Source organism: Pyxidicoccus sp. M6 (genome assembly GCF_055568925.1).
The window spans coordinates 9,605,891-9,625,140 of sequence record NZ_CM145714.1 but is presented as its reverse complement, the minus strand read 5'-3'; the positions used below and the strand labels follow the sequence as shown (position 1 = coordinate 9,625,140).

At 74.0% G+C, this 19,250-nt stretch carries 14 protein-coding genes; 9 read left to right on the top strand and 5 right to left on the bottom strand.

The features are described 5' to 3' along the window. Positions 1-14 precede the first annotated feature (14 nt). The gene (locus ACVTJA_RS37760) at positions 15-1,307 is read left to right on the top strand and encodes a FecR family protein (RefSeq protein ID WP_465827479.1); all 1,293 of its coding nucleotides are present in this window, start codon (positions 15-17) and stop codon (positions 1,305-1,307) included. Positions 1,308-1,347: 40 nt separating this feature from the next. Here the strand turns inward: ACVTJA_RS37760 and ACVTJA_RS37755 are convergent, their stop codons facing one another. Further along, positions 1,348-3,324, bottom strand: coding sequence for an Agd3-related carbohydrate deacetylase (locus ACVTJA_RS37755; RefSeq protein ID WP_465827477.1), 1,977 nt, complete (start codon positions 3,322-3,324; stop codon positions 1,348-1,350). A 195-nt stretch (positions 3,325-3,519) separates the two neighbouring features. On the opposite strand from ACVTJA_RS37755, the gene ACVTJA_RS37750 reads away from it, so the two are divergent. Genes ACVTJA_RS37750 through pelG form a run of 6 tightly spaced genes read left to right on the top strand, consistent with a single transcriptional unit; the run spans position 3,520 to position 14,234 of the window. Continuing rightward, positions 3,520-6,093, top strand: coding sequence for an endo alpha-1,4 polygalactosaminidase (locus ACVTJA_RS37750; RefSeq protein WP_465827474.1), 2,574 nt, complete (start codon positions 3,520-3,522; stop codon positions 6,091-6,093). Continuing rightward, positions 6,071-9,379 carry a tetratricopeptide repeat protein gene (locus ACVTJA_RS37745; RefSeq protein ID WP_465827472.1) on the top strand — a complete coding sequence of 1,103 codons (3,309 nt, stop codon included), beginning with the start codon at positions 6,071-6,073 and terminating at the stop codon, positions 9,377-9,379. Before ACVTJA_RS37750 ends, ACVTJA_RS37745 begins: the two co-directional genes overlap by 23 nt. Before the next feature lie 35 nt (positions 9,380-9,414). Next, positions 9,415-10,374 carry a GAF domain-containing protein gene (locus tag ACVTJA_RS37740; protein ID WP_465827470.1) on the top strand — a complete coding sequence of 320 codons (960 nt, stop codon included), beginning with the start codon at positions 9,415-9,417 and terminating at the stop codon, positions 10,372-10,374. After that, a complete protein-coding gene (locus ACVTJA_RS37735; RefSeq protein WP_465827467.1) occupies positions 10,371-11,333 on the top strand; it encodes a tetratricopeptide repeat protein in 963 nt (320 codons plus the stop codon). The genes ACVTJA_RS37740 and ACVTJA_RS37735 overlap by 4 nt, the downstream gene beginning before the upstream one ends. Then, positions 11,330-12,871: a GT4 family glycosyltransferase PelF gene (gene pelF / locus ACVTJA_RS37730; protein ID WP_465827465.1), complete on the top strand. Its 1,542-nt coding sequence runs from the start codon at positions 11,330-11,332 to the stop codon at positions 12,869-12,871. Before ACVTJA_RS37735 ends, pelF begins: the two co-directional genes overlap by 4 nt. Before the next feature lie 10 nt (positions 12,872-12,881). Continuing rightward, complete coding sequence (gene pelG / locus ACVTJA_RS37725) at positions 12,882-14,234, top strand: exopolysaccharide Pel transporter PelG (protein ID WP_465827463.1); 1,353 nt, start codon at positions 12,882-12,884, stop codon at positions 14,232-14,234. Between the two features lie 52 nt (positions 14,235-14,286). Here pelG and ACVTJA_RS37720 read toward each other — a convergent pair whose 3' ends face one another. Then, a complete protein-coding gene (locus ACVTJA_RS37720) occupies positions 14,287-15,711 on the bottom strand; it encodes an OmpA family protein (RefSeq protein ID WP_465827460.1) in 1,425 nt (474 codons plus the stop codon). A 30-nt stretch (positions 15,712-15,741) separates the two neighbouring features. After that, entirely contained in the window at positions 15,742-16,056 is a 315-nt protein-coding gene (locus ACVTJA_RS37715) for a DUF4398 domain-containing protein (protein WP_465827458.1), read from the bottom strand. Between the two features lie 153 nt (positions 16,057-16,209). Between ACVTJA_RS37715 and ACVTJA_RS37710 the strand changes: the two genes are divergently transcribed. Both ACVTJA_RS37710 and ACVTJA_RS37705 read left to right on the top strand, forming a co-directional pair. Continuing rightward, positions 16,210-17,193 (top strand): HEAT repeat domain-containing protein, encoded by a 984-nt coding sequence (locus tag ACVTJA_RS37710; RefSeq protein WP_465827455.1) that lies wholly within the window; start codon positions 16,210-16,212, stop codon positions 17,191-17,193. Continuing rightward, positions 17,190-18,179, top strand: coding sequence for an N-acetylmuramoyl-L-alanine amidase-like domain-containing protein (locus ACVTJA_RS37705; protein WP_465827453.1), 990 nt, complete (start codon positions 17,190-17,192; stop codon positions 18,177-18,179). Before ACVTJA_RS37710 ends, ACVTJA_RS37705 begins: the two co-directional genes overlap by 4 nt. Positions 18,180-18,198: 19 nt before the next feature. Here the strand turns inward: ACVTJA_RS37705 and ACVTJA_RS37700 are convergent, their stop codons facing one another. Both ACVTJA_RS37700 and ACVTJA_RS37695 read right to left on the bottom strand, forming a co-directional pair. Beyond that, positions 18,199-18,645: a putative signal transducing protein gene (locus ACVTJA_RS37700; protein ID WP_465827452.1), complete on the bottom strand. Its 447-nt coding sequence runs from the start codon at positions 18,643-18,645 to the stop codon at positions 18,199-18,201. An 85-nt stretch (positions 18,646-18,730) separates the two neighbouring features. Further along, positions 18,731-19,123, bottom strand: coding sequence for a response regulator (locus tag ACVTJA_RS37695; RefSeq protein ID WP_465827450.1), 393 nt, complete (start codon positions 19,121-19,123; stop codon positions 18,731-18,733). Positions 19,124-19,250 lie beyond the last annotated feature (127 nt).

Here is a 19,250-nt window from a genome sequence, read left to right as displayed (position 1 = left end):
GAGGACGCGAACGTATGCGCAACCCGAGCAGCGTGGATGGCTCAGGCCGGTGGTGGTCATGGGTCCTGGTGGTGCTCGCCTGCGGACTGCCGGCGTGCAGTCGCGCGCGGGACGAGCCGGTGGACACGGAGCGCCTCTCCATGGAGCTGGCGGCCATCATCGCCACCTGCGCCTCCTTCCAGGGGAGGGTGGAGGTCATGCGGCGGGGCCAGTCCTTCTGGGAGCCGCTGGAGGAGGGGACCACCTTCCGCTCCGGAGACTGGGTCCGCACCGGGGCGCTCGCCACCGTGCGCATCGAGTTCACCGGGGGAGGCCGCATCGAGCTCGACGAGAACTCGGTCGTGCTGGTGGAGCAGCCAGTGGAGAGGGACGCCGGTGGGGGCGCGGGCACCGTCGTCTCCGTCGAGTCCGGCGGGCTTCGCGGGTTCTTGCCCGCCAGCGGGGACGCGGCCCAGGCCGCGCTGTCGGTGCGCGCGACGGACGGGACGCTCGTGGGCGTGGCCCCGGAGGGGAAGGGGCAGTCGGCGGAGTTCCGTGTCACACGGACGGAGCACGGCGCGGAGGTCTCCGCCTCCACGGGCAGGCTGGTGCTGACGGCGGGGAAGCGGCGGCGGACGCTGGAGCCGGGCAATGGGCTGGAGCTCGACCGGAGCATGGGGGCGCCCGCGTACGCGCTGCTCGACTTCCCCACCAGCGTGGAGCCGGGTGTGGATGCGCGCTTCCACTGGACCCAGGGGCTGCGCGTCCAGCTCGGCTGGGGCCACGTGGAGGGCGCCGGCGGCTACGTCGTGCAGGTGGCGAAGGACCTGGGCTTCGAGCAGCTCGTGGTGCGCGCGCGGGTGGGAGAGACCTCGTTCACCTTCACCCCAGAGAAGCCAGGGATGTTCGCGTGGCGCGTGGCCTCGCGCGATGCTGCCGGGCGGCAGGGCGAGTACGGCTTCGCGCGGCGCGTGTACGTGGAAGAGGCGGGCGTGCGGCAGTTCCTCGTCGCGCCGAGGGATGGGGACGAGCTCCCCGCGGGCGCCCCCGGCGGCATCGTCTTCGTGTGGCAATCCGCTGGCGGCAGGCCCCAATACCGGCTGGTGGTGGCCAGGGACAGGGAGCTGAAGGACAGGGTGATTGAGCGGCAGAGCACGGCGCAGCAGGTGAAGGTCGAGGGGCTGGCGCCGGGGACCTACTTCTGGGGCGCCTACGTCGACACGGAGCCGCCCGAGCCGCTGTTCCAGCAGTCCCGCAGGCTGGTCGTCCTCAAGGCCCGCAGGGCGCGGCTGGAGGCCCCCAGGGCCGTGGACAGGTGGGGGAACTGAGCAGGCCCCCCATCTCGCCGCCCGCGCGCCCCGGCCGGCGCTAGTCGCAGTCGCAGTCGTGGTCGCAGATGGCGGAGTCGTCCGAGCCATCCAGCGGCACGCTCACCGTCTGTCCCGCTCGCAGCCGGACGAAGACGTTGACCTCGTCCTCGGAGTCCTCGGAGCAGGAGAGCTCGACGCCGGTGACGGGGACGACGACGTCCTTGTCCGCCGAGAGGAGCAGCGCCTTGCCGGGGATGATGCGCGCGCTCACCTGCGCCTCACGGTAGGCGAGCCGCTGCGCCGCGAGGTCGCCGAGCTCGTCCATGGGGGGGCTGAACATCGGCAGCGCGTAGACCTGCTCGTACTTGTCGAAGGTGCGGTCCAGCAGGTCCGTCAGCAGGCTGTGCTCCTTCTTGAAGAAGCGCAGGTTGGACTGGTGGAACATCCATGGCGCCAGCTCCCCCTTGAGCAGGTAGAGCAGGAGCACGTCGCTCTCCTTGTCGAGGATTTCCTCGTACGTCAGGTCCCGTCCCCAGTGCCCGCGGTAGAGCTCGTTGTACTGGCCCATCCACTCCTCGGGTGTGGACACGTTGTAGAAGAGGTTCGTCGGGCGGCGGGGAATCATCAGCAGCTCCGGCAGGACGAAGTTGCGCACCGCCGCGTTGGGAATGCTCATGCCCTGGCCCGGCATCGACGTGTCGGACACCACGTAGCGCACGCCCGAGTCCCAGGCGGCCTGCATCGCCGCCGGATTGTAGAGGCCGGTGATGTTCGGGGTGACCAGGCTCCGCCGGCTGAAGGCGGACTTCATCTTGAACGCCTGGGCGATGCGCAGGTTCCCCTGGAGCTCCTTGTCCACCGTGGCGTAGTCGAGCGTGTCCAGGTAGGGGTGGGAATAGGTATGGCTGATCCACTTGAACCTGGACACGAGCTTGCGGCCCATGGGGACGAGCTTGCCGTCGTCCGGGTACTCCTCGGGGTCGGTGCCCTCGCCGTTGAAGGCCAGGTCCAGCCGGAAGTCCGGTGAGTCGAGCCGGCTCCGGGCGCTGTTCTGCCAGTGCGCGGTGGACTCGAGGTCCTTTCCGCTCATGCGGAACGTGTCCTCCTCGCGGCGCTTCCAGATGTCGTTGTCGATGAAGACGTCGTCCACCTGGACCCCGATGAAGACGCGCCGGTAGCCGAGGAACAGGCCGCGCGTCACCCAGTTCACCACGCCGTACGCCAGGGCGATGGAGTGCACCAGGTAGGGGTTGCCATCAAAGGTGAGTGCGAGGTTCTCCCGCCCGTCCGGCAGCGTCGCCACCGCGGCGAGGGCGTTGCCTTGTCCGTCCGTCACGAGCGGCGTGGTGCCGGTGGCGGCGCGCGCCAGGTAGCTGAAGGCCCACCGGATTCGCAGCGGCTCTCCGCTGAGATAGGGGAAGAGCGCCGCGCCCGCTTGCGTCAGCGACGCCTCGAGCGGCGTCTGCGTGGTCTCCCGGGTGCTCACGTCCGGGAGGAAGCCGAGCGCGGGCGTGGGCAACGTGTACCAGGTCACCTGGCGCACGCCGAAGGACTTCTCGTAGTCCGCCAGCGCCTGCCATTCCTCCGGGGCGAGCGCGCTCCGCCACTGCGTGCCGTCGAAGTAGCCGAGTGTCGACGTGGCCAGGACGATGCCCTGGAAGTACCCCTGGGTGCCGGTGGCCAGCATCGCCGGTGTGAGCGCGCCCGGGTGCTCGCGGGCCACGTGCAGTGTGTAGGGCGTGCCGAGGTAGTCGAGCGCCTGACGGATGGCGCCCAGGACGGGCTCGCTCCCGTCCGCGGACAGCACCAGCAGCCGCGCCTCCAGCGTGCGCCCCGACACCTCGGAGGACTGGCCCCGGAGCTCCGGCACCCGCAGCGGCGCCAGGGGGCTCGAGGGCTGGGGCTGCTTCAACTCCACGGGAGCCAGAGGGAGCGGGTGGGGGCTCGCGAGGGCTCGTGCGGCCAGCAGGAGCATCGTTGCCGTGGACAGGGCTCGCGCGAGCGCGATTCCCGAGCAGGAGCGGCGGCGTTTCATGGGGGCATCTCCGTGGAAGGCGGATGGACAGGGGTGGCGACAAGCTGGGCCTTCCCCTGCCCGGCGGAAGTGGGCTGGCACCGGAAGGGGGGGCACTGTCTCCAGGCGATGTTCGGCCTGCGCCCCGGGGCTGATGGTGGGGGCCCGGCACCGGCCCCAGATCTGCGCGTCGCCATCCATCAGGAGGGAGGGCGGGTGCCCTCCACCCCGGCCCTGATGATTTCGGAGGTGGAAATGGGTCCGGACACCGCCAGGGACACGGTGTCGTCGTACTTCCTCATCATGTGCGCGCTCGCATCCTCAGCGTGCGCGCACCCATCCCCGGCCCCGGCCGGCGAGCCCGCGGGCATCGCGTTCTTCTATGGCGCGCACCCTCCGGTGGCCGAGCTCTCCCACTTCAGCCAGGTGGTGGTCGAAGCGGGGAACGTGGGTGCCGGGGAGCTCTCCGCGCTCCAGGAGTCCAGCACCGTCTTCGCCTACGTCAGCATTGGCGAGGTGAGCCGGAGCAGCCCCTCGTACGCCGAGGTGCGGCCCTCGTGGATTCTGGCGGAGAACGCGGCCTGGGGCAGCTCGGTGATAGATCCGCTCCAGGAAGACGTCCGCGCCTTCCTGCTCGCGAGGGCGGAGGCGCTGTGGGCGGTCGGCTATCGCGGCCTCTTCCTCGACACGCTCGACAGCCCCCTCGCGGTGCCCGCGCCCGAGGACGTGCGCCGGGCCCGCATCCGGGCCCTCGTGGAGCTCCTGCGCGAGCTGCACCAGCGCCTGCCAGGCATCCGGCTGCTGCTAAACCGCGGCTTCGAGCTCTTTCCCGAGGTGGCGTCCCTGGCGGAGGGCCTGGTGGCCGAAAGCCTCTTCTCGCGCTGGAACGCCGCCGCCCAGCGCTATGAGCTGGTCCCCGAGGAGGACCGCGCGTGGCTGCTGGCGCGCCTCGAGGAGGTGCAGCAGCGAGATGGGCTGCCGGTGGTGGTGATTGACTACGTCCCTCCGGCCGAGCGCGAGCGGGCGCGGGCCGTGGCCCGGAGCATCCAGGCCCTGGGCTTCATCCCGTATGTCACCAACGCCAGCCTCGACATCCTCGGGGTCGGAGCGACGGAGGTCGTCCCCCGGAAGGTGCTGGCGCTCTATGACGGCGCGGAGGGAGCGCCCGCCAGCTCCTCGCTTCACCAACTGCTCGCCATGCCCCTGGAGGCGCTGGGTCTGACGCTGGACTACCTGGACCTGCGCGGTCCCCTGCCGGAGGCGCCGCTCGCCGGGCGCTACGCGGGCGTGGTGGCCTGGGTGTCCGGCGTCCCGTTGGAGCGTCCCGAGGCGCTGCGGGGCTGGCTGGAGCGGCAGCGGGAGGACGGAGTGCGCGTGGCGCTCCTGGGCGAGGTGGGCTTCGCGCTCGAGCCGGCCTTCCTCGCGCGCCGGGGGCTGGCGCTCACGCGGCTCGTGGGAGCGCTGCGCATGGGCCGCGCCGATGGGCTGGTGGGCTTCGAGGCCCTCCCGGCGGTGCACCCGCATGTGCTGCCGGAGCTGCGGGCGGTGTCGCCCACCGTGCGCGTGCACCTGTCCGTGGCCGATGACGCGGGCCAGGAGGCCGCGGCCGTGCTCACCGGCTCCTGGGGGGGCATCGCCTCGGGAGCCTACGCGCTGGAGGAGGGCTTCGCGGGACAGCGGCGCTGGGTGCTCAATCCCTTCGCCTTCCTGGAGGCGGCGCTCGCGCCCGAGCCCTTCCCCATTCCCGACGTCACCACGGAGAATGGCCGGCGGCTTCAGGTGGTGCACGTGGACGGGGAGGGGTTCGCCACCCCGGCCGGGGGGCCACGCGCGCCGCCGGCCGGGCAGCTCGCGCTGGAGGCGCTGCTGGCGCGCGCCCCGCTGCCGGCCACCGTCGTCCTGTCCCGGGACGTGCTGCGCACCTCCCGCCTGCGGGAGCTGGCGCGGCGGCTGGCCCGGCTGCCACATCTGGAGCTGGTGGAGCCCCCCGCGCCGGTAGGCGGCGACCTCGGGCGGTTGGACCTCGGCAGCCCTTCCCTCACCGCGGTGCCGCCCCTGCTGGCGCCCCCCGGGGCGCGGGGAGGGCCGCCCCGGGTCTGCGCGCCGCTGGCCGATGCCCGGGCGTACGAGCGGTTGGCCCGGCCACCCTATGCCTATGCCCGGCTCACCGAGGTGCTCGAGCGCACCGAGCGGCCCCGGCGCCTCACGCCCCTCGCGCTCTACCTCCCGGTGGAGGCCTGCGCCTCGCCCGCGGGGCTCCGGGCGCTCGCGTCGCTCCGTGACTGGGCCCTGGCCCAACCCACCCTGCCGTTGTGGCTCGGAGAGTACCGGGCTCGCGCCGAGGGCTTCGCGCGCGCCACCCTCTCACGCCGGCTCGACGGTTCCTGGCGGGTGCGGGGGCTCGGCGCGCTGCGCACCCTCCGGCTGCCCCCCGGGCTGGGCTGGCCGGCGCTCCTGCGCTCCACGGGCGTCGCTGGCTTCGTCGACGCGCCCCAGGGACGCTACGTGAGCCTCTCGGCCCCCGAGGCCGAGCTCGTCCTCTCCCCGGAGCCCCCCCGGGAGCCGGTGCTCGCCTGGGCCAACGCGCCGCTCGAGTCCTGGAGCGCTTCGCCGCCGCTGCGCCTGCGCCTGCGGGGCCACCTCCCGGTTTCACTCGCGCTGGCGGGCGTCCCGGAGGGCTGCCGGCTCGTGGGCCCCTCCGGCTCCGTTCCAGGAGTCCCCGAGGCGGGCGTGCTCGTCTTCCGCTTCCCCAGGCTGGATACCGGCGATGCGCGCCTCGTCTGCCCCTGAGCGCCCGCGCCTGGCGGGGCCGGGGCTGATGCTCCCGCTCGCGGGATTGGTGGGCGCCCTGCTCTATGGGCTGCTGCCGGAGGCCGGGCGGGTGCTGGCCATGCCGGACGGCCAGGGGACGGATGAGGTCGCGCTGGCCTACCTGCGCGCGGCGCTCGAGGCGCGGCCCGGGGAGAGGGAGCTGCGCTTGCGGCTCGCGCGGGCGCAGGCGCGGCTCGCCCGCGAGGAGGAGGCGCGGGCGACGCTGGCGCCGCTGCTCTCCCACGGCGGGGCGCTGGAGCGCGAGGCCCGCCTCATCCTCTTCGAGGGCGCGCTGGCAGGCTGGCGCCAGGCTCCGGACCCCGGAAGGGCCTCCGGGCTGTGCGCCACACTGGAGGCCCTCCTGCGCGAGCCCCTGTCTTCCAGCACCCGGGAGTGGCTCCACCGGGTGGCGCTGGAGCTGGGCCGGCCCGACGTGTCGGCCCGCGCGGCGGAGGCGCTCGCCGCGCAGGTGCCCGAGCGCCGGGTGGAGTGGCTGCGCGAGGCGGGCCGGCAGTGGCTCGCCGCGGGCGAGGCGGCGCGCGCGGCGGAGGCCTGGACACACGGGGCGGAAGCGGCTCGCGAGGAGTCCGAGGGCGTGGAGCTGGCGCGGCGGGCGCTCGCCACCGCGCGCGGGCTGCCCGCGGCCCGGGCGGTGGCGCTGGCGGAGCGGCTGCACCGGCGCTTCCCGGAGCACGCGGAGCTGCTCGAGGAGATGGTGGCGCTGGCGCTGTCCCGAGGGGCCCCGAAGGACGCGAACCGCTGGTCCGCCGCGCTCGCGGCGGGAGCGCCGGGGGACGCGGGGAGATGGCAGCGGCGGCGCGAGGTGGCGCTCGCCACGGGCGACCTCCCCGGGGCGCTGGAGGCCTGCGAGCGGCTCGTCCGGCTGCGTCCGGGTGAGATGGCGGAGTGGGAGTGGCTGGCGCGGGTGGCCGGGTGGGCGGGGGCTCCGGAGCGGGAGCTGGCGGCCTGGCGCCGGCTCGCCATGCGCGAGGGCGCGCCGGGCCCGGTGGCTCGCGCGGTGTCGCTCGCCCTGGGGCTTTCGGACACGCGCGCGCTCGTGGACGTGCTGTCCGTCCGGGCCCGGCGCGCGGCGCTGACGGACGAGCAGCTCTCCCTGCTGGTGGAGGCGGAGGAGCGCCTCGGAGCGCCGGAGCGCGCGGAGGCGGTGCTGTCGGCCGAGCAGGGCCGGGGCCTGGAGTGGCGGCGCCGGCTCGCGCGGCTCCAGGATCGCCAGGGCCGGCTGTCCGCCGCGCTCGAGACGTGGCGGGCGCTGGAGCCCGAGGTGCCGGCCGAGGCGCTCCGGGCCCAGGGCGAGCTGCTCTGGCGGATGGGCCGGGCGCCCGAGGCGCTGGCGCGGCTGCGGGAGGGGCGTGAGCGGATGGGACGGGGGCCGGAGGCGCTCGGCGCCTGGCGTCTGCTGGCCGAGCTCGCCTGGAGCCTGGGCGTGGACGAGGAGGCCCTCGCGGCCTACCAGGTCGTGCGGGCCCGGGCGCCCGGGGACGCGCTCGCCGCCCTGCGCCTGTCCCGGCTCTTCGCCAGGACAGGGCTCGTGGCCGAGCGCGAGGGCCGGCTGGAGGAGGCCCGCAGGCGGTACCTCCAGGCGCTCGCTGCGAGCGGGCGTGAGCTGGCCCCCCGGCTCGGATTGCTGCGGGTGCTGGGGCACCTGGAGCGGCGTCCCGAGCTCGCCGCGCGGCTGGCGGAGTGGGAGGCGGAGGCCCGCGAGGAGCCCGCCTGGTTCGAGCCCTATGCCCGCGCGCTTCAGCGCCTGGGGCGGAGGCGGGAGGCCGCGGAGTGGTTCGGGCGCTGGGCGCGCTCGCGGCCCGAAGAGGGCTGGGCCCGCGTCGTCCTCACGCGCGCCCTGGAAGAAGCCGGCGAGCCGGAGGCGGCCCGGCAAAGCTGGCGCGAGGCGCTGCCGCGCGTGCGTCCCGAGGTGGAGGCGGCGCTCGGCCGGCTTCCGGAGCGCGAGGCACTCATGAAGGTGCTGGAGGTGGTGCGGCTGGCGGAGCGGTACGGGGGCGCCCCGGCCTCCTGGGCCGAGGCGCTGCGAGCGCGCGCGGGAGGCTCCGCGGCCGTGCAGGACTGGGCCCTGGAGCGCGCCCTGGCGCGGGAGGACGGGGACGCGGTGCGCCACTGGCTCGCCCGCATTCGCGACGCGGGCCGCCGGCCGCCGGCCCGGGGGCTGTTGTGGCTGGGGTGGGAGGAGGGGGACGCGGCGGCCATCCAGACGCTGCTGGAGACGCGTGGCGGTGAGCTGTCCCTGCCGGACCGTATCGCCGCCGAGCGGTGGCTGGGACATGGCGCGCGGGCGCGGGCGCTGCTCGCCACGGCGCCCAGGACGGATTTGTCGGAGGCCCAGCTCCAGGCGCTCGAGGTGCACGCGCGCGAACTGGGGGAGCGGTATGACGCCCGCGTGCGGCTGTCCACGTCGGCGGAGCGGCACGGCGGGCTGTCGCTGTGGTGGACGGCCCTGGAGGGCCGCCTGACGGGGCCCGGTGAGAGCCTGTGGCGCGCCCGCGTCGCCCACGCGCTGCTGGACGGGCCCGGGGCGGGGGGACAGTCGCGGGAGACGGTGCTCTCCGTGGGCACGTCGCTGGGCCCCGAGCGGCGGGCCACGGAGGTGGAGCTGTCGCTCTCCGGGGGCGGCGTGCGGCCCTCCGCGCTCGTGCGGCAGCGGTGGGAAGCGTCTCCGAGGGTGCGGTGGGAGGCCGGTGCCGCCTGGGGCGAGCCCGCGGACGAGCTGACCCGCACGCGCCTGGGCGGGACGCGGCACCGGCTGACGGGAAGTCTCGGCCTGGGGTCACGCGTGGGCGGCGAGCTCACCGCCACGGTGGAGGGGCGGTGGTACCGGACACGGGACTGGGCACGCCTGGGAGAGGGCCTGGGTGGGGCGCTGCGGTGGGAGCGGCCCTGGGCGGTGTCCGGAGTGGAGGCCCGGGTGCGCCTGTCGGGGGCGGCGGTGCACCGGTGGCGGATGTCCCTGCCCGAGCGCTCCGTCCAGGCGGGAGCCGGGCTGCTCGTGGAGCGGCACAACCCCACGGGAGGTCCCGAGTGGAGCGCGGACGCCTGGGGCGGCTGGCTCTGGCCGGAGGGGCGCCCCGGCTACGTCCTGCGGCTGGCGGCGGGAATGCCATTGGCGTCCGCTGGAGGGTTGAAGCTCCGGCTCTCCGCCGGCAACGCCCTCCATGAGGGTGTCACGCGAGCCTCGGCGGGCGTGGAGCTGGCCTGGGAGTACCGGTTCGCGTCCCGCCCCGGGGGACGTCCATGAGGTTGGAGGATTCGATGGCGTTCGAGGCAAGTCGCTTGGCGTCCCTTCCGTGGCGCTGGGGGGAGACGGTGGCATTGGCGGTGGCCGCGTCCCTCCTGGGGAACTGGCTCCACCCGGAGGACCCGTACTTCCTCCGGGGGCCGTTCAGTTGGCCGGTGCTGGTGGTGGTGGTGGGGGGGCTCCAGCACGGCGTGGCGCACGGACTGGGCGGAGCCGTGGCGCTGGGGCTCTGCATGGCGCTGCCCGCCGGCGCTTCGGAGGCCTGGGCGGAGGCGTGCCTCGGCCTGCTGGTGGCGGCGGTGGTCGCGGGTGAGTTCCATGGGCGCTGGCGCCGGAGGCTCGCACGCGGGGAACTCCAGTCCCGGGAGGACCGCGTGCGCTGCGAGCGGCTGTCCCGCGAACGGCACCTGCTGCGGGCCTCGCACGCGCGGCTGGAGGAGCGGCTCGCCGGGGGCGCGCCGAGCCTGCGCGAGCTGCTGTCCCGGCTGGAGGCCTCCGCCGCGGCGGGGGAGCCCCTTCGCGCGGCGGGGGAGACGCTGCTCGGGCTGGTGGCCAGCCACTGCGGGGTGCAGGCGGCGGCGCTGCATGCGCTCGAGGAGGGCCGGTGGGTGGCGGAGCCCGTCGCGGAGCTCGGGGCCTGCCGCGTCCGCGAGGAGGAGCCGCTGGTGCGCGAGGCCCTGCGGGCCGGGCGCATGGTGAGCGTGTGCTCCTTCGCGCAGGGCTGCGAGGACTCGGGGCTGTTGGCGGCCCTCCCGCTGGTGGACGAGCGCGGGCGCGCCCGGGGCGTGCTGGCCATCCGCGAGATGCAATTCATCTCCTTCACCGACGAGACGCTGCGGCTGCTGGCGGAGCTGGGACGGCATCTGGGGGAGCTGCTCTCGCGCGAGGGCGTGCCCGGACCCGGGCGGCGGGCCACGAGGCTCGAGGTGCCTCGGCTGGAGCCTGTGGTTCCGCGCGTCGCGGAGCACCTCCGCCCATCTCCGGAGGACGCATGAGGCGCGTGGGCGCGAAGGCGTTGGTGGGGCTCTCCGCCTGCCTGGAGGTCCTGGGTTGGGTGGGGCTGGTGCGCACCGGGGACGGGCTGGCCTACGGAGTGCCCCACGCCATGGCCGCGCTGGCGGCCGCCTGGGGCGGTGCCTGGCTGGCGGGGCCGCGGCTGCGGGGCGGGGCCTGGCGCGTGGCGGGCTACCTGCTCGTGGTATCCGCCTGCCTGCCCTTCGTGGGTGTGCCGGCGGTGGGCGTGTTCCTGCTGCTGCCCCTCGGGGCCGTGCCGCGTGCCGCGCGCGCGCGCTTTCGCGCCGTGGGCGAGCCGGCCCTCCGGGAAGGCTGGGCTCCAGAGACGGGGCTCCTCGAGCCCGCGCGCGGCGGCGACGAGGAGCGCCGGCTGGCGGCCCTGCTGGAGTCCCGGAGGCTGGGGGCCGAGACGGCGGTGCGGCTCCAGGCCGCCGCGCTGAAGGATGTGTCCGACGAGGTGCAGATGCTGGCCCATGGGCTGCTCGAGGCCCGGGAGCGGGGCCTCCACGCGCGCAGGGAGGCGGCGGCCCTCGCGCTGGGGCGCGCGGCCCCCGCCCGGCGGGGAGGGCTCTGGTTGGAGCGGGCGCAGTGCGGCTGGGAGCTGGCGTACCTGGGGCTGGTGCCGGGGGAGTGCGCGCCCCGGTTGCTCCAGGAAGCCCGGGGACACGCGGAGGAGGCCGCTCGGCTGTTGCCGGAGCGGGGCGCGCCGTGCCTGTTGCTTGCGCGCATCCTGCTGCGGCTGGGAGAGGTGGAGGCGGCGGCGCGTGCGCTGGAGGAGGCACGGCGGCGCGGGCTCGCGGCGGCCACGGTGGCCCCCTACGAGGCGGAGGTGGCCTTCCTCCGGCGGCGCTTCGGCGACGTCCGCGCCGCGCTGGGGGCGCTGGGGCCCGTGGCGGGCCTGCGGCCGCGCCTGGAGCGGCTCGAGGAGCTCTGGCGATGACCGCGCTCCCCAGGCTCTCCCCCGAGGACGAGGCAGACGTCGCCCTGCTGCTGGAGGGCACCTACCCGTTCGTGAGCGGGGGCGTGTCGAGCTGGGTGCACCAGCTCGTCTCCCACTTCCGGGAGCTGCGGTTCGCGCTCGTCTTCATCGGCGGCAACCGCGCCGCGTACGGGGCGCCGCGCTACGTCCTGCCTCCCAATGTCGTGCACGTGCAGTGCGTGTACCTGGACGAGCAGGCCGCCGGGGCTCGCGCGCGCGGTCGCCCGGCGCGGGAGGAGGCCTTCGCCGACAGCGTGCGGCTCCATGCGTGTTTGCGGGAGCAGGGGGCGCGCCTGGAGCCGGAGCTGCTCGAGCGGGTGGCGCGGGCGCTCGGGGAGCCCGGGGGCCTGCCCATGGAGGAGCTGCTCCACGGCGAGCGGGCCTGGGGGCAGCTTCGCGAGGGCTACACGCGCTCGTGCCCCGGGTCCTCCTTCGTGGACTACTTCTGGGCGGTGCGCGCCATCCACGCGCCCCTCTTCACGCTCGCGCGGGTGGCAGGGACGGTGCCGCGGGTGCGAGCCGTGCACGCGCTCTCCACGGGCTATGCGGGCTTCCTGGGGACATTGCTGAAGCACCGGCGCGGGGTGCCCTTCATCCTGTCGGAGCACGGCATCTACACCAAGGAGCGGAAGATCGAGCTCATCCGCGCGGACTGGCTGGAGGCGGGCCCGAACGCGCCCGGTCAGCGGGGGGAGCTGGGCGCGCTGCGCCGGTTGTGGATTCGCTTCTTCGAGGGGGTGGGGCGGCTGGCGTACGCGTCGGCGGACCCCATCGTGGCGCTCCACGAGGGCAACCGGCGGAGGCAGGTGCGGGACGGCGCGCCGGAGGAGCGCATGCGGGTGATTCCCAACGGAGTGGCGCTCCGGCGCTTCCAGCCGCTGCTGGGGGCGCGTCCAGCCGGGGTGCCTCCGGTGGTGGGGCTGCTGGGACGGGTGGTCCCCATCAAGGACATCCGCACCTTCATCCACACGCTGAGGCGGGTGTGCAGCCGGCTGCCCGGGGCCGAGGGGTGGATCATCGGCCCCGAGGACGAGGACGCCGCGTATGCGCGGGAGTGCCGGGGGCTGGTGGAGGGGCTCGGGCTGGCGGGCCGGGTGAGGTTCCTGGGCTTCCAGAAGCCGGAGGAGGTGCTGCCGAAGCTGGGCCTGCTGATGCTCACCTCCATCAGCGAGTCGCTCCCGCTGGTGCTGCTGGAGGGGTTCGCCAGCGGCCTGCCGGCGGTGAGCACGGACGTGGGCGCGTGCCGCGAGCTCATCGAGGGCCGCACCCCGGAGGACCGTGCGCTGGGGGCGGCGGGGCGCGTGGTGCCGGTCGCGGACCCGGACGCGGCGGCGCGCGCGGTGCTGGAGTTGCTCACGCAGCCGGAGCGGTGGCGGGCGGCGCAGGCCGCCGGGCTGGCGAGGGTGGAGGGCTACTACGACGAGCGGCGCATGTTCGACAGCTACCGCGCCATCTACCGTGCGGCGCTCGGAGGGCCGGGTGGCGGGAATCGGGTTTGAGTTGCGGAGGATGCTGCGGGACGACAGCCTCTGCGGGTTGCTGCGGGGCTATGGCTACGCGGGGCTCATCTCCTCGGGCCCGTGGGTGTTCTCCATCTGCGGGATGATGCTCATCGGGGGGGGCGCGGGGCTCCGGAGGGAGGCGCTCACGAGCCCCTTCTTGATTGCCGTCACCTGGATGATGGCGTGCTCACTGGTGGCCACGGGGCCGCTGCAGTTGATGCTGTCGCGGTTCGTGGCGGACCGGCTCTTCGAGGGGCGGCCGGAGCAGGTGCTGCCCAACCTGCTGGGGGCGCTGGGGCTGACGACGGTGGGCGCGGCGCTGCTCGGGGGCGCGGCGGTGGAGCTGCTCTTCCCGGTGCCGGTGGTGGTGCGGCTGCTGCTGCTGGCGTGCTTCGTGGTGCTGTGCGACCTCTGGGTGCTGGTGGTGATGCTCTCGGGGTTGAGGGAGTACCGGGCCATCCTCTGGGCGTTCCTGCTCGGCTACGGACTGTCGGTGGGCGGCGCGCTGGGGCTGCGGAGCTTCGGGATGGCGGGGTTGTGCGCGGGCTACCTGGTGGGGCAGGCGTGGATGCTGCTCGCACTGCTGGCGCTGGTGCTGCGCCGCTACCCCATGAGGACGCTCGTGTCGTTCGGCTTCCTGCGGCGGGGGCAGTCCTTCGCATCCCTGGCCGCGGTGGGGTTGCTGTACAACCTGGGGCTCTGGGCGGACAAGCTGCTGTTCTGGTGCAATCCCTCCACCTCGGAGCCGGTGCTGGGGCCGCTCAGGGCCTCACTGCTGTACGATTTGCCCATGTTCCTCGCGTGCCTCTCCACGCTGCCGGGAATGGCCGTGTACCTGGTGCGCCTCGAGACGGACTTCGCCGAGCAGCACGCGGCCTTCTATGCGGCGGTGCGCGGGGGCGGGTGCCTGGAGGTGCTCGAGCGGCTGCGAGGGGAGATGGTCCTCGCGGTGCGACAGGGGCTCTACGAGATATTCAAGGTGCAGGGGCTGACGGTGCTGGGGCTGCTGCTGGCGGGCCCGCGCCTGTTGGGGGCGGTGGGCATCTCGGCGTTCCACCTGCCCTTGTACCGGGTGGACATCGTGGCGGCCGGGGGGCAGGTGCTGCTGCTCGCGGCGCTCAACGTGTTCTTCTACCTGGACCAGCGCAGGGTGGCGCTGGGGCTCACCCTGGGGCTGCTGCTCTCGAACGTGGGCCTGACGGTGTTGACGCAGGCGCTCGGCGTGCGCTTCTACGGGTACGGCTTCGCGGGGGCGGTGTTCCTGACGGCGCTCACGGGGCTGGCGCTGCTCTCGCGCAAGCTGGAGCGCCTTGAGTTCGAGACGTTCATGGGGCAGCCGCACCCCGGTGCCTCGGAATAGCCGGGACGAGGCGCTGCTGCCCCGGCCAGGGAGGGACGGGGCAGGGCGCTCACTACTCGACGATGTTGAACTCCGTGCGGCGGTTCTGCGCGCGGCCGGCCTTGGTGTTGTTCGGACCAATCGGCTTCGTCTCGCCGAAGCCGACAGCCTCGATGCGGCCCGGGTCGATGCCCCGGCGCAGGAGCTGCGCCTTCACCGAGTCCGCGCGCTTCTGCGACAGCCGCAGGTTCGCCAGGTCCTTGCCCAGCGAGTCCGTGTGGCCCTCGACGCGGATCTTCTTGATCCACGGCGCGTCCCGCATCGCCTGCGCCACGTCATCGAGAATCGCGAAGCTCTGCTTGCCGACAATCTTCGCCGAGCCCGAGCCGAAGAGGATCTGCTTCTTGATTTCGATGCGGTCCTTCTTGATGACCACCATCTTGTACTGCTTGGCGCAGCCGCGCTCCTCCTTCACGCCGGGCTGATCCGGGCACGCGTCCAGCCGGTCGACGATGCCGTCGTTGTCCGCGTCCTTGTCCGCGCAGCCGCCGTTCTCCGCGGGGCCGGCCTCCTGCGGGCACTTGTCCTGGCCGTCCGGGATGCCGTCGGCGTCGTTGTCGAGGTCCGGGCAGCCGTCGTCGTCCTGGAAGCCGTCCTTGTCCTCCGGCTCGTCCGGGCACTTGTCCTGCGGGTCGTTCAGCCCGTCGCCGTCCTTGTCGAGGATGGGGCAGCCCACGTTCTGCACCGGGCCCGACTCGGTGGGGCACTTGTCCACGCTGTCCACGAGGCCGTCCTGGTCATTGTCCAGCTCGGGGCAGCCGTCCTCGTCCTGGAAGCCGTCCTTGTCCTCGGCCTGGTCCGCGCACTTGTCCTGCGGGTCGACGATGCCGTCGCCGTCGCGGTCCTTCGGCGCCTCCTGCGGGCAGCCCTGGTTCTCCTGCACGCCGGGGTTGAGCGGGCACTTGTCGTTGCCGTCCAGCACGCCGTCGTTGTCGTTGTCCGGCTCGGGGCAGCCGTCCTCGTCCTGGAAGCCGTCCTTGTCCTCGGCCTGGTCGGGGCAGGGGTCGTCCTTGTCGAGGATGCTGTCCCCGTCGTTGTCCGTCTCCTCGATGCGGACCACCACCTGGGGAGGCTGCTGCTGCTGGGGCTGCTGCTGCTGGGGCTGCGTCGGCTGCTGCGCCTCCGGCCGCTCGCGGACGAGCACCTGGCGCGGGCCGCAGTTCTTCGACAGCTCCAGCGCGCGGTCCACCGCCTCGTCGGCGATGCGCACGTGGGTGGCGGCGCGGCCGCTGTTGCCCTGGCCCAGCTCGCCGCGGGCGAAGTCGAGGTTGGCCTCGGCGGTGGCCAGCTCCACCGGGGCACAGCGGAGGGCGCCGCTACGGCGGGCGCGCTCCACGTCGTTCGCGAGCACCTCGGTGTCAGCGCGAATCTTGCTGCCGCTGACGCAGCCGACGGCGAGGAGCAGGGGAAGCAGCGTGGCAAGAGAGGGACGCGTCATCTGGGAGCGCTCGGGCGTCACGGGGTTGCGCTACGGATTCCGGCCAGGGGTGTCGGACGTGCTGCCCGCCGTGGCCATGGACTTCTCGCGAGCCTCGTTGGCGAAGCGGGACGCCTTCACGGCGAAGTCCACGCCGGCCTGATAGTCGGAGTAGCCCACCTCCTCGCGCGCCTTGTCGAGGTACAGGTTGGCGGCGGTCCACTCGTACGGGGCGAGCTTCTCGGCCCCGGCCGTGCGCGCGGCCTGGATCTGCACTTCGGCATCGAGGATGTTCGCGGTGGACTTCACGGGGCCGCACGCGGCGAGCGCCCCCGCCACCGCCACCAGCACCATCAGCTTCTTCATAGGTGGCGCCTCTTACAGAGAGGGGTAGGACCCGTCGGTCGTATCAATCGCCCCTTGGGGGGTCAAGAATCGGGCAGACCGCGCCCACCGGGGGGCCGGGCATGAAGGCGGGACTTTGACGGCCGGCGCCGTGCTTGCCATCGTTCCGCCCCCGTGCGCCCGCCCGTCCGCCCAGCCCTCCTGCTCGCGCTGCTGCTCCCGCTCCTCGCCCTGTCCGCCTCCCCGTCCGCCGCGAAGCGCGGCGAGCGCCGCGCGGAGACAGAGCAGGTCGTCCAGGGCGTCGCCCGGGGCAGCCCCGTGCCCGCCGCCATCTCCCGGCTGCGCTTCCTGCGCGAGGAGCCCTACGCGGCGGAGGAAATCACGACCTTGTTGCGCAAGGTGCTGGAGGAGCGGCCCCGCCGAAACCTCGTCGCGGTGCTGGCCGGCCTGGAGACGCGCGCCGCGGAGCCCTCCCTGGTGCGGCTCGCCTCGGACGACGACAGCGCGGTGCGCATGTACGCCGCGCAGGGCCTGGCCCGGCTGAACAGCCGCAACACCGCCGTGCTGCTGCCGCTGCTCCAGGACAAGAGCAGCGGCGTGCGCAAGGAAGCGGCGCGCGCCCTGGGCGCCTCGCGCAACCCGAAGATGGGCGCCCCGCTGGTGAAGGCGGCCAAGGCGGAGCCGGAATTGGAAGTCCGCGCCGCCATGCTCGCCGCCGTGGGCGACACCGGGGACACGAAGCAGGCGCCGGCCCTCAAGGCGTTCCTCACGAGCGACTCGGAGAGCACCCGCTTCGCGGCGGCGCAGGGGCTGTGCCGGCTGGGCTCGCAGGACGGCTTCGCCTTCGCGGGGAATCTCCTGGGCTCGCAGGACCGCTTCGTGCGCCGGCAGGGGCTGCAACTGTACGAGGGCGTCGCCGCGAAGAAGGCCGCGTCCTCGCTCAAGCCGCTGCTGGAGGACAAGGACCGCGCGCTCGCCGCGGGCGCGGCGCGCATCCTGTATCAGGGCGGTGACGCCTCCATGCTGGACTGGCTGGTGCTGGCCTCGTGGAACGCGAAGGGCGAGGAGAAGCTCGCGTACGAGAAGGAGTTGGAGACGCTCCAGCTGCCGGATGACCGGCGCAAGGCCATCCTCCGCAAGGCGGGAGTCGCGCCGTGAAGGCCGTCACGCTGCTGTCCCTGGCGCTGCTGTCCCGCGCCTCCCTCGCCGCGACACCGCCTCCGGCCGCTGCCCCGTCCACTCCGCCCGCCGAGGCGGCCGAGTCCCACCCGGGCGCCGAGGCCATCCTCGAGTCGCCCGCCGCGTCCGCGCAGACGGCGACGGCCACCCCGCACCGCCCCAACGGCTGGGAGGGGCTCACCGCGGAGCAGCGGGCCGCGCTGGTGGCCGAGGCCCCGGAAGCGCCGCCCGCCGAGCGCGTGCTCAAGATGAGCGAGCGCTTCATCAACACGCCCTACGTGCTGTCGCCCCTGGGCGAGGGCCAGGGCGTGGACCCGGACCCCTCCTTCCGCCTGGACGCGGTGGACTGCCTCACCTTCGTGGAGCAGTCGCTGGCGCTGGGGCTGGCGCGCAACGACGCGGAGGTGGCGCCGCTGCTGGAGCAGCTGCGCTACGCGAGCACGCCCTCCTACGAGGACCGCAACCACCTCATGGAGGCGCAGTGGCTGCCCAACAACATCCGCAAGGGCTTCCTCGTGGACGTGACGCGGCGCTACGCCGGTGAGGACGCGGTGCCCGTCACCAAGACGCTCACCGCGCAGACGTGGCAGTCACGCTCGTCCCTGGCGCTGGGGCTGCCGAAAGAGCGGCGGCCGGTGGGCACCTTCGCGCTGAACATGCTCCCGCTGGAGAGGGTGCTGGCGCACGCGCGCACCCTCCCCTCCGGCACCATCCTCGTGGTGCTGCGCGAGGACCTGCCGCTGAAGGCCACGCGCGCGACGCACCTGGGCTTCGTGGTGCAGCGCAAGAAGCGCACGTACCTGCGCCACGCCTCGCGCGGTGGCTACAACCGCGTGGTGGACGAGGACCTGGAGACGTTCCTCGCCCGCAACGCGCGCTACGCGAAGTGGAGGGTGACGGGCGTCAGCCTCTTCGAGGTGCACCGGCCCGACACGGCCGCCAGCGCCATGGTGCGCTCGCCCTGACGCCCGCCCTCACGCCTGCTCAGGGAGCGGGCGGCGGAGCGGGAGGCTGCTCACCCTCGCGCTCCTCTTCCTCGGCGGCCTGGACGGCCTCGTCGGTGGTGGCCAGCTCCTGCACCCGCTCCTGCTCCAGCAGGGGGATGGCCTGGGGCGCCAGGTTCTCCGGCACGAGGATTTCCCACCAGGGGAGGATGTTGCCGGTGGTGAGCTTGTCCACCACCCCCGAGCGGCCGGCGCGCACCAGCACGGGGATGTTGGCCTCCTGGAGCACCTCCACGAAGGCCTCCGCCGTGAAGGGGTCCTCCGCGGTGGCCGCGCGCACGAAGACGCGCTGGTCCAATTCATGAGGCAGCGGTAGCCCCCGCGCGCGCATCTCCTCCGCGCTCACGAGGAGTGGGTTGCCGGGGCAGTCCGCGCAGTCCTGCACGCTGTCCTCGTACTCCGAGCCGCACCTGGCGCAGTATCTCATCGACGGTCCCTCCTGCCCGTGTGGTGTCTGGAGGCACATGGTAGGTCCGGCCCTCGCGAGCCGCACCCCCGGCCAGACACTTCGTTCAGTGGCGGGCGTCTTCACTGCTGCCCAGCCACCGCCGGGCCTCCTCGCCCAGCCGCCCCACCGCGGCGCAGAGCCGGTCCACGTCGATGGGCTTGCGCAGCACCACGTCGCAGTGCTCCGCCCCCTGCACCTGCGTGTAGCCGGACACGAGGATGACGCGGGCGCGCGGCTCGAGCGCCTTCACCCGCTGCGCCAGCTCGGTGCCGAGCATTCCTGGCAGCGACTCGTCCGTCACCACCACGTCCGGATGCTCGGCCTCGAAGGCCTTGAGCCCCGCGACTCCGTCCGGCGCGGTGCGCACCTCGAAGTCCGTTTCGAGCAGCTCGGCCAAGAGCTCCCGGCTGTCCCCGTCGTCCTCCACCAGCAGGACCTTGATTCGCTCGTCACCCATGTGCCTGGGAAACCCACGTGTCGGTGGGAAACGTCCTCCGCCTGCCCGCCCCTCCGGGCGACGCGCCGCACGGCGGGACGGAGGGCAGGGGAGCAGCGAGGCCCCCTCTCACCGGAGGGTTCCGGGC

Bases quoted from the DNA above. Each gene is read 5' to 3' on its own strand.
- ACVTJA_RS37735 (WP_465827467.1), top strand. From the start codon at position 10,371: ATGAGGCGCGTGGGCGCGAAGGCGTTGGTGGGGCTCTCCGCCTGCCTG.
- ACVTJA_RS37695 (WP_465827450.1), bottom strand. From the start codon at position 19,123: ATGGGTGACGAGCGAATCAAGGTCCTGCTGGTGGAGGACGACGGGGAC.
- ACVTJA_RS37700 (WP_465827452.1), bottom strand. From the start codon at position 18,645: ATGAGATACTGCGCCAGGTGCGGCTCGGAGTACGAGGACAGCGTGCAG.
- ACVTJA_RS37720 (WP_465827460.1), bottom strand. From the start codon at position 15,711: ATGACGCGTCCCTCTCTTGCCACGCTGCTTCCCCTGCTCCTCGCCGTC.
- ACVTJA_RS37745 (WP_465827472.1), top strand. From the start codon at position 6,071: ATGCGCGCCTCGTCTGCCCCTGAGCGCCCGCGCCTGGCGGGGCCGGGG.
- pelG (WP_465827463.1), top strand. From the start codon at position 12,882: ATGCTGCGGGACGACAGCCTCTGCGGGTTGCTGCGGGGCTATGGCTAC.
- pelF (WP_465827465.1), top strand. From the start codon at position 11,330: ATGACCGCGCTCCCCAGGCTCTCCCCCGAGGACGAGGCAGACGTCGCC.
- ACVTJA_RS37755 (WP_465827477.1), bottom strand. From the start codon at position 3,324: ATGAAACGCCGCCGCTCCTGCTCGGGAATCGCGCTCGCGCGAGCCCTG.
- ACVTJA_RS37760 (WP_465827479.1), top strand. From the start codon at position 15: ATGCGCAACCCGAGCAGCGTGGATGGCTCAGGCCGGTGGTGGTCATGG.
- ACVTJA_RS37715 (WP_465827458.1), bottom strand. From the start codon at position 16,056: ATGAAGAAGCTGATGGTGCTGGTGGCGGTGGCGGGGGCGCTCGCCGCG.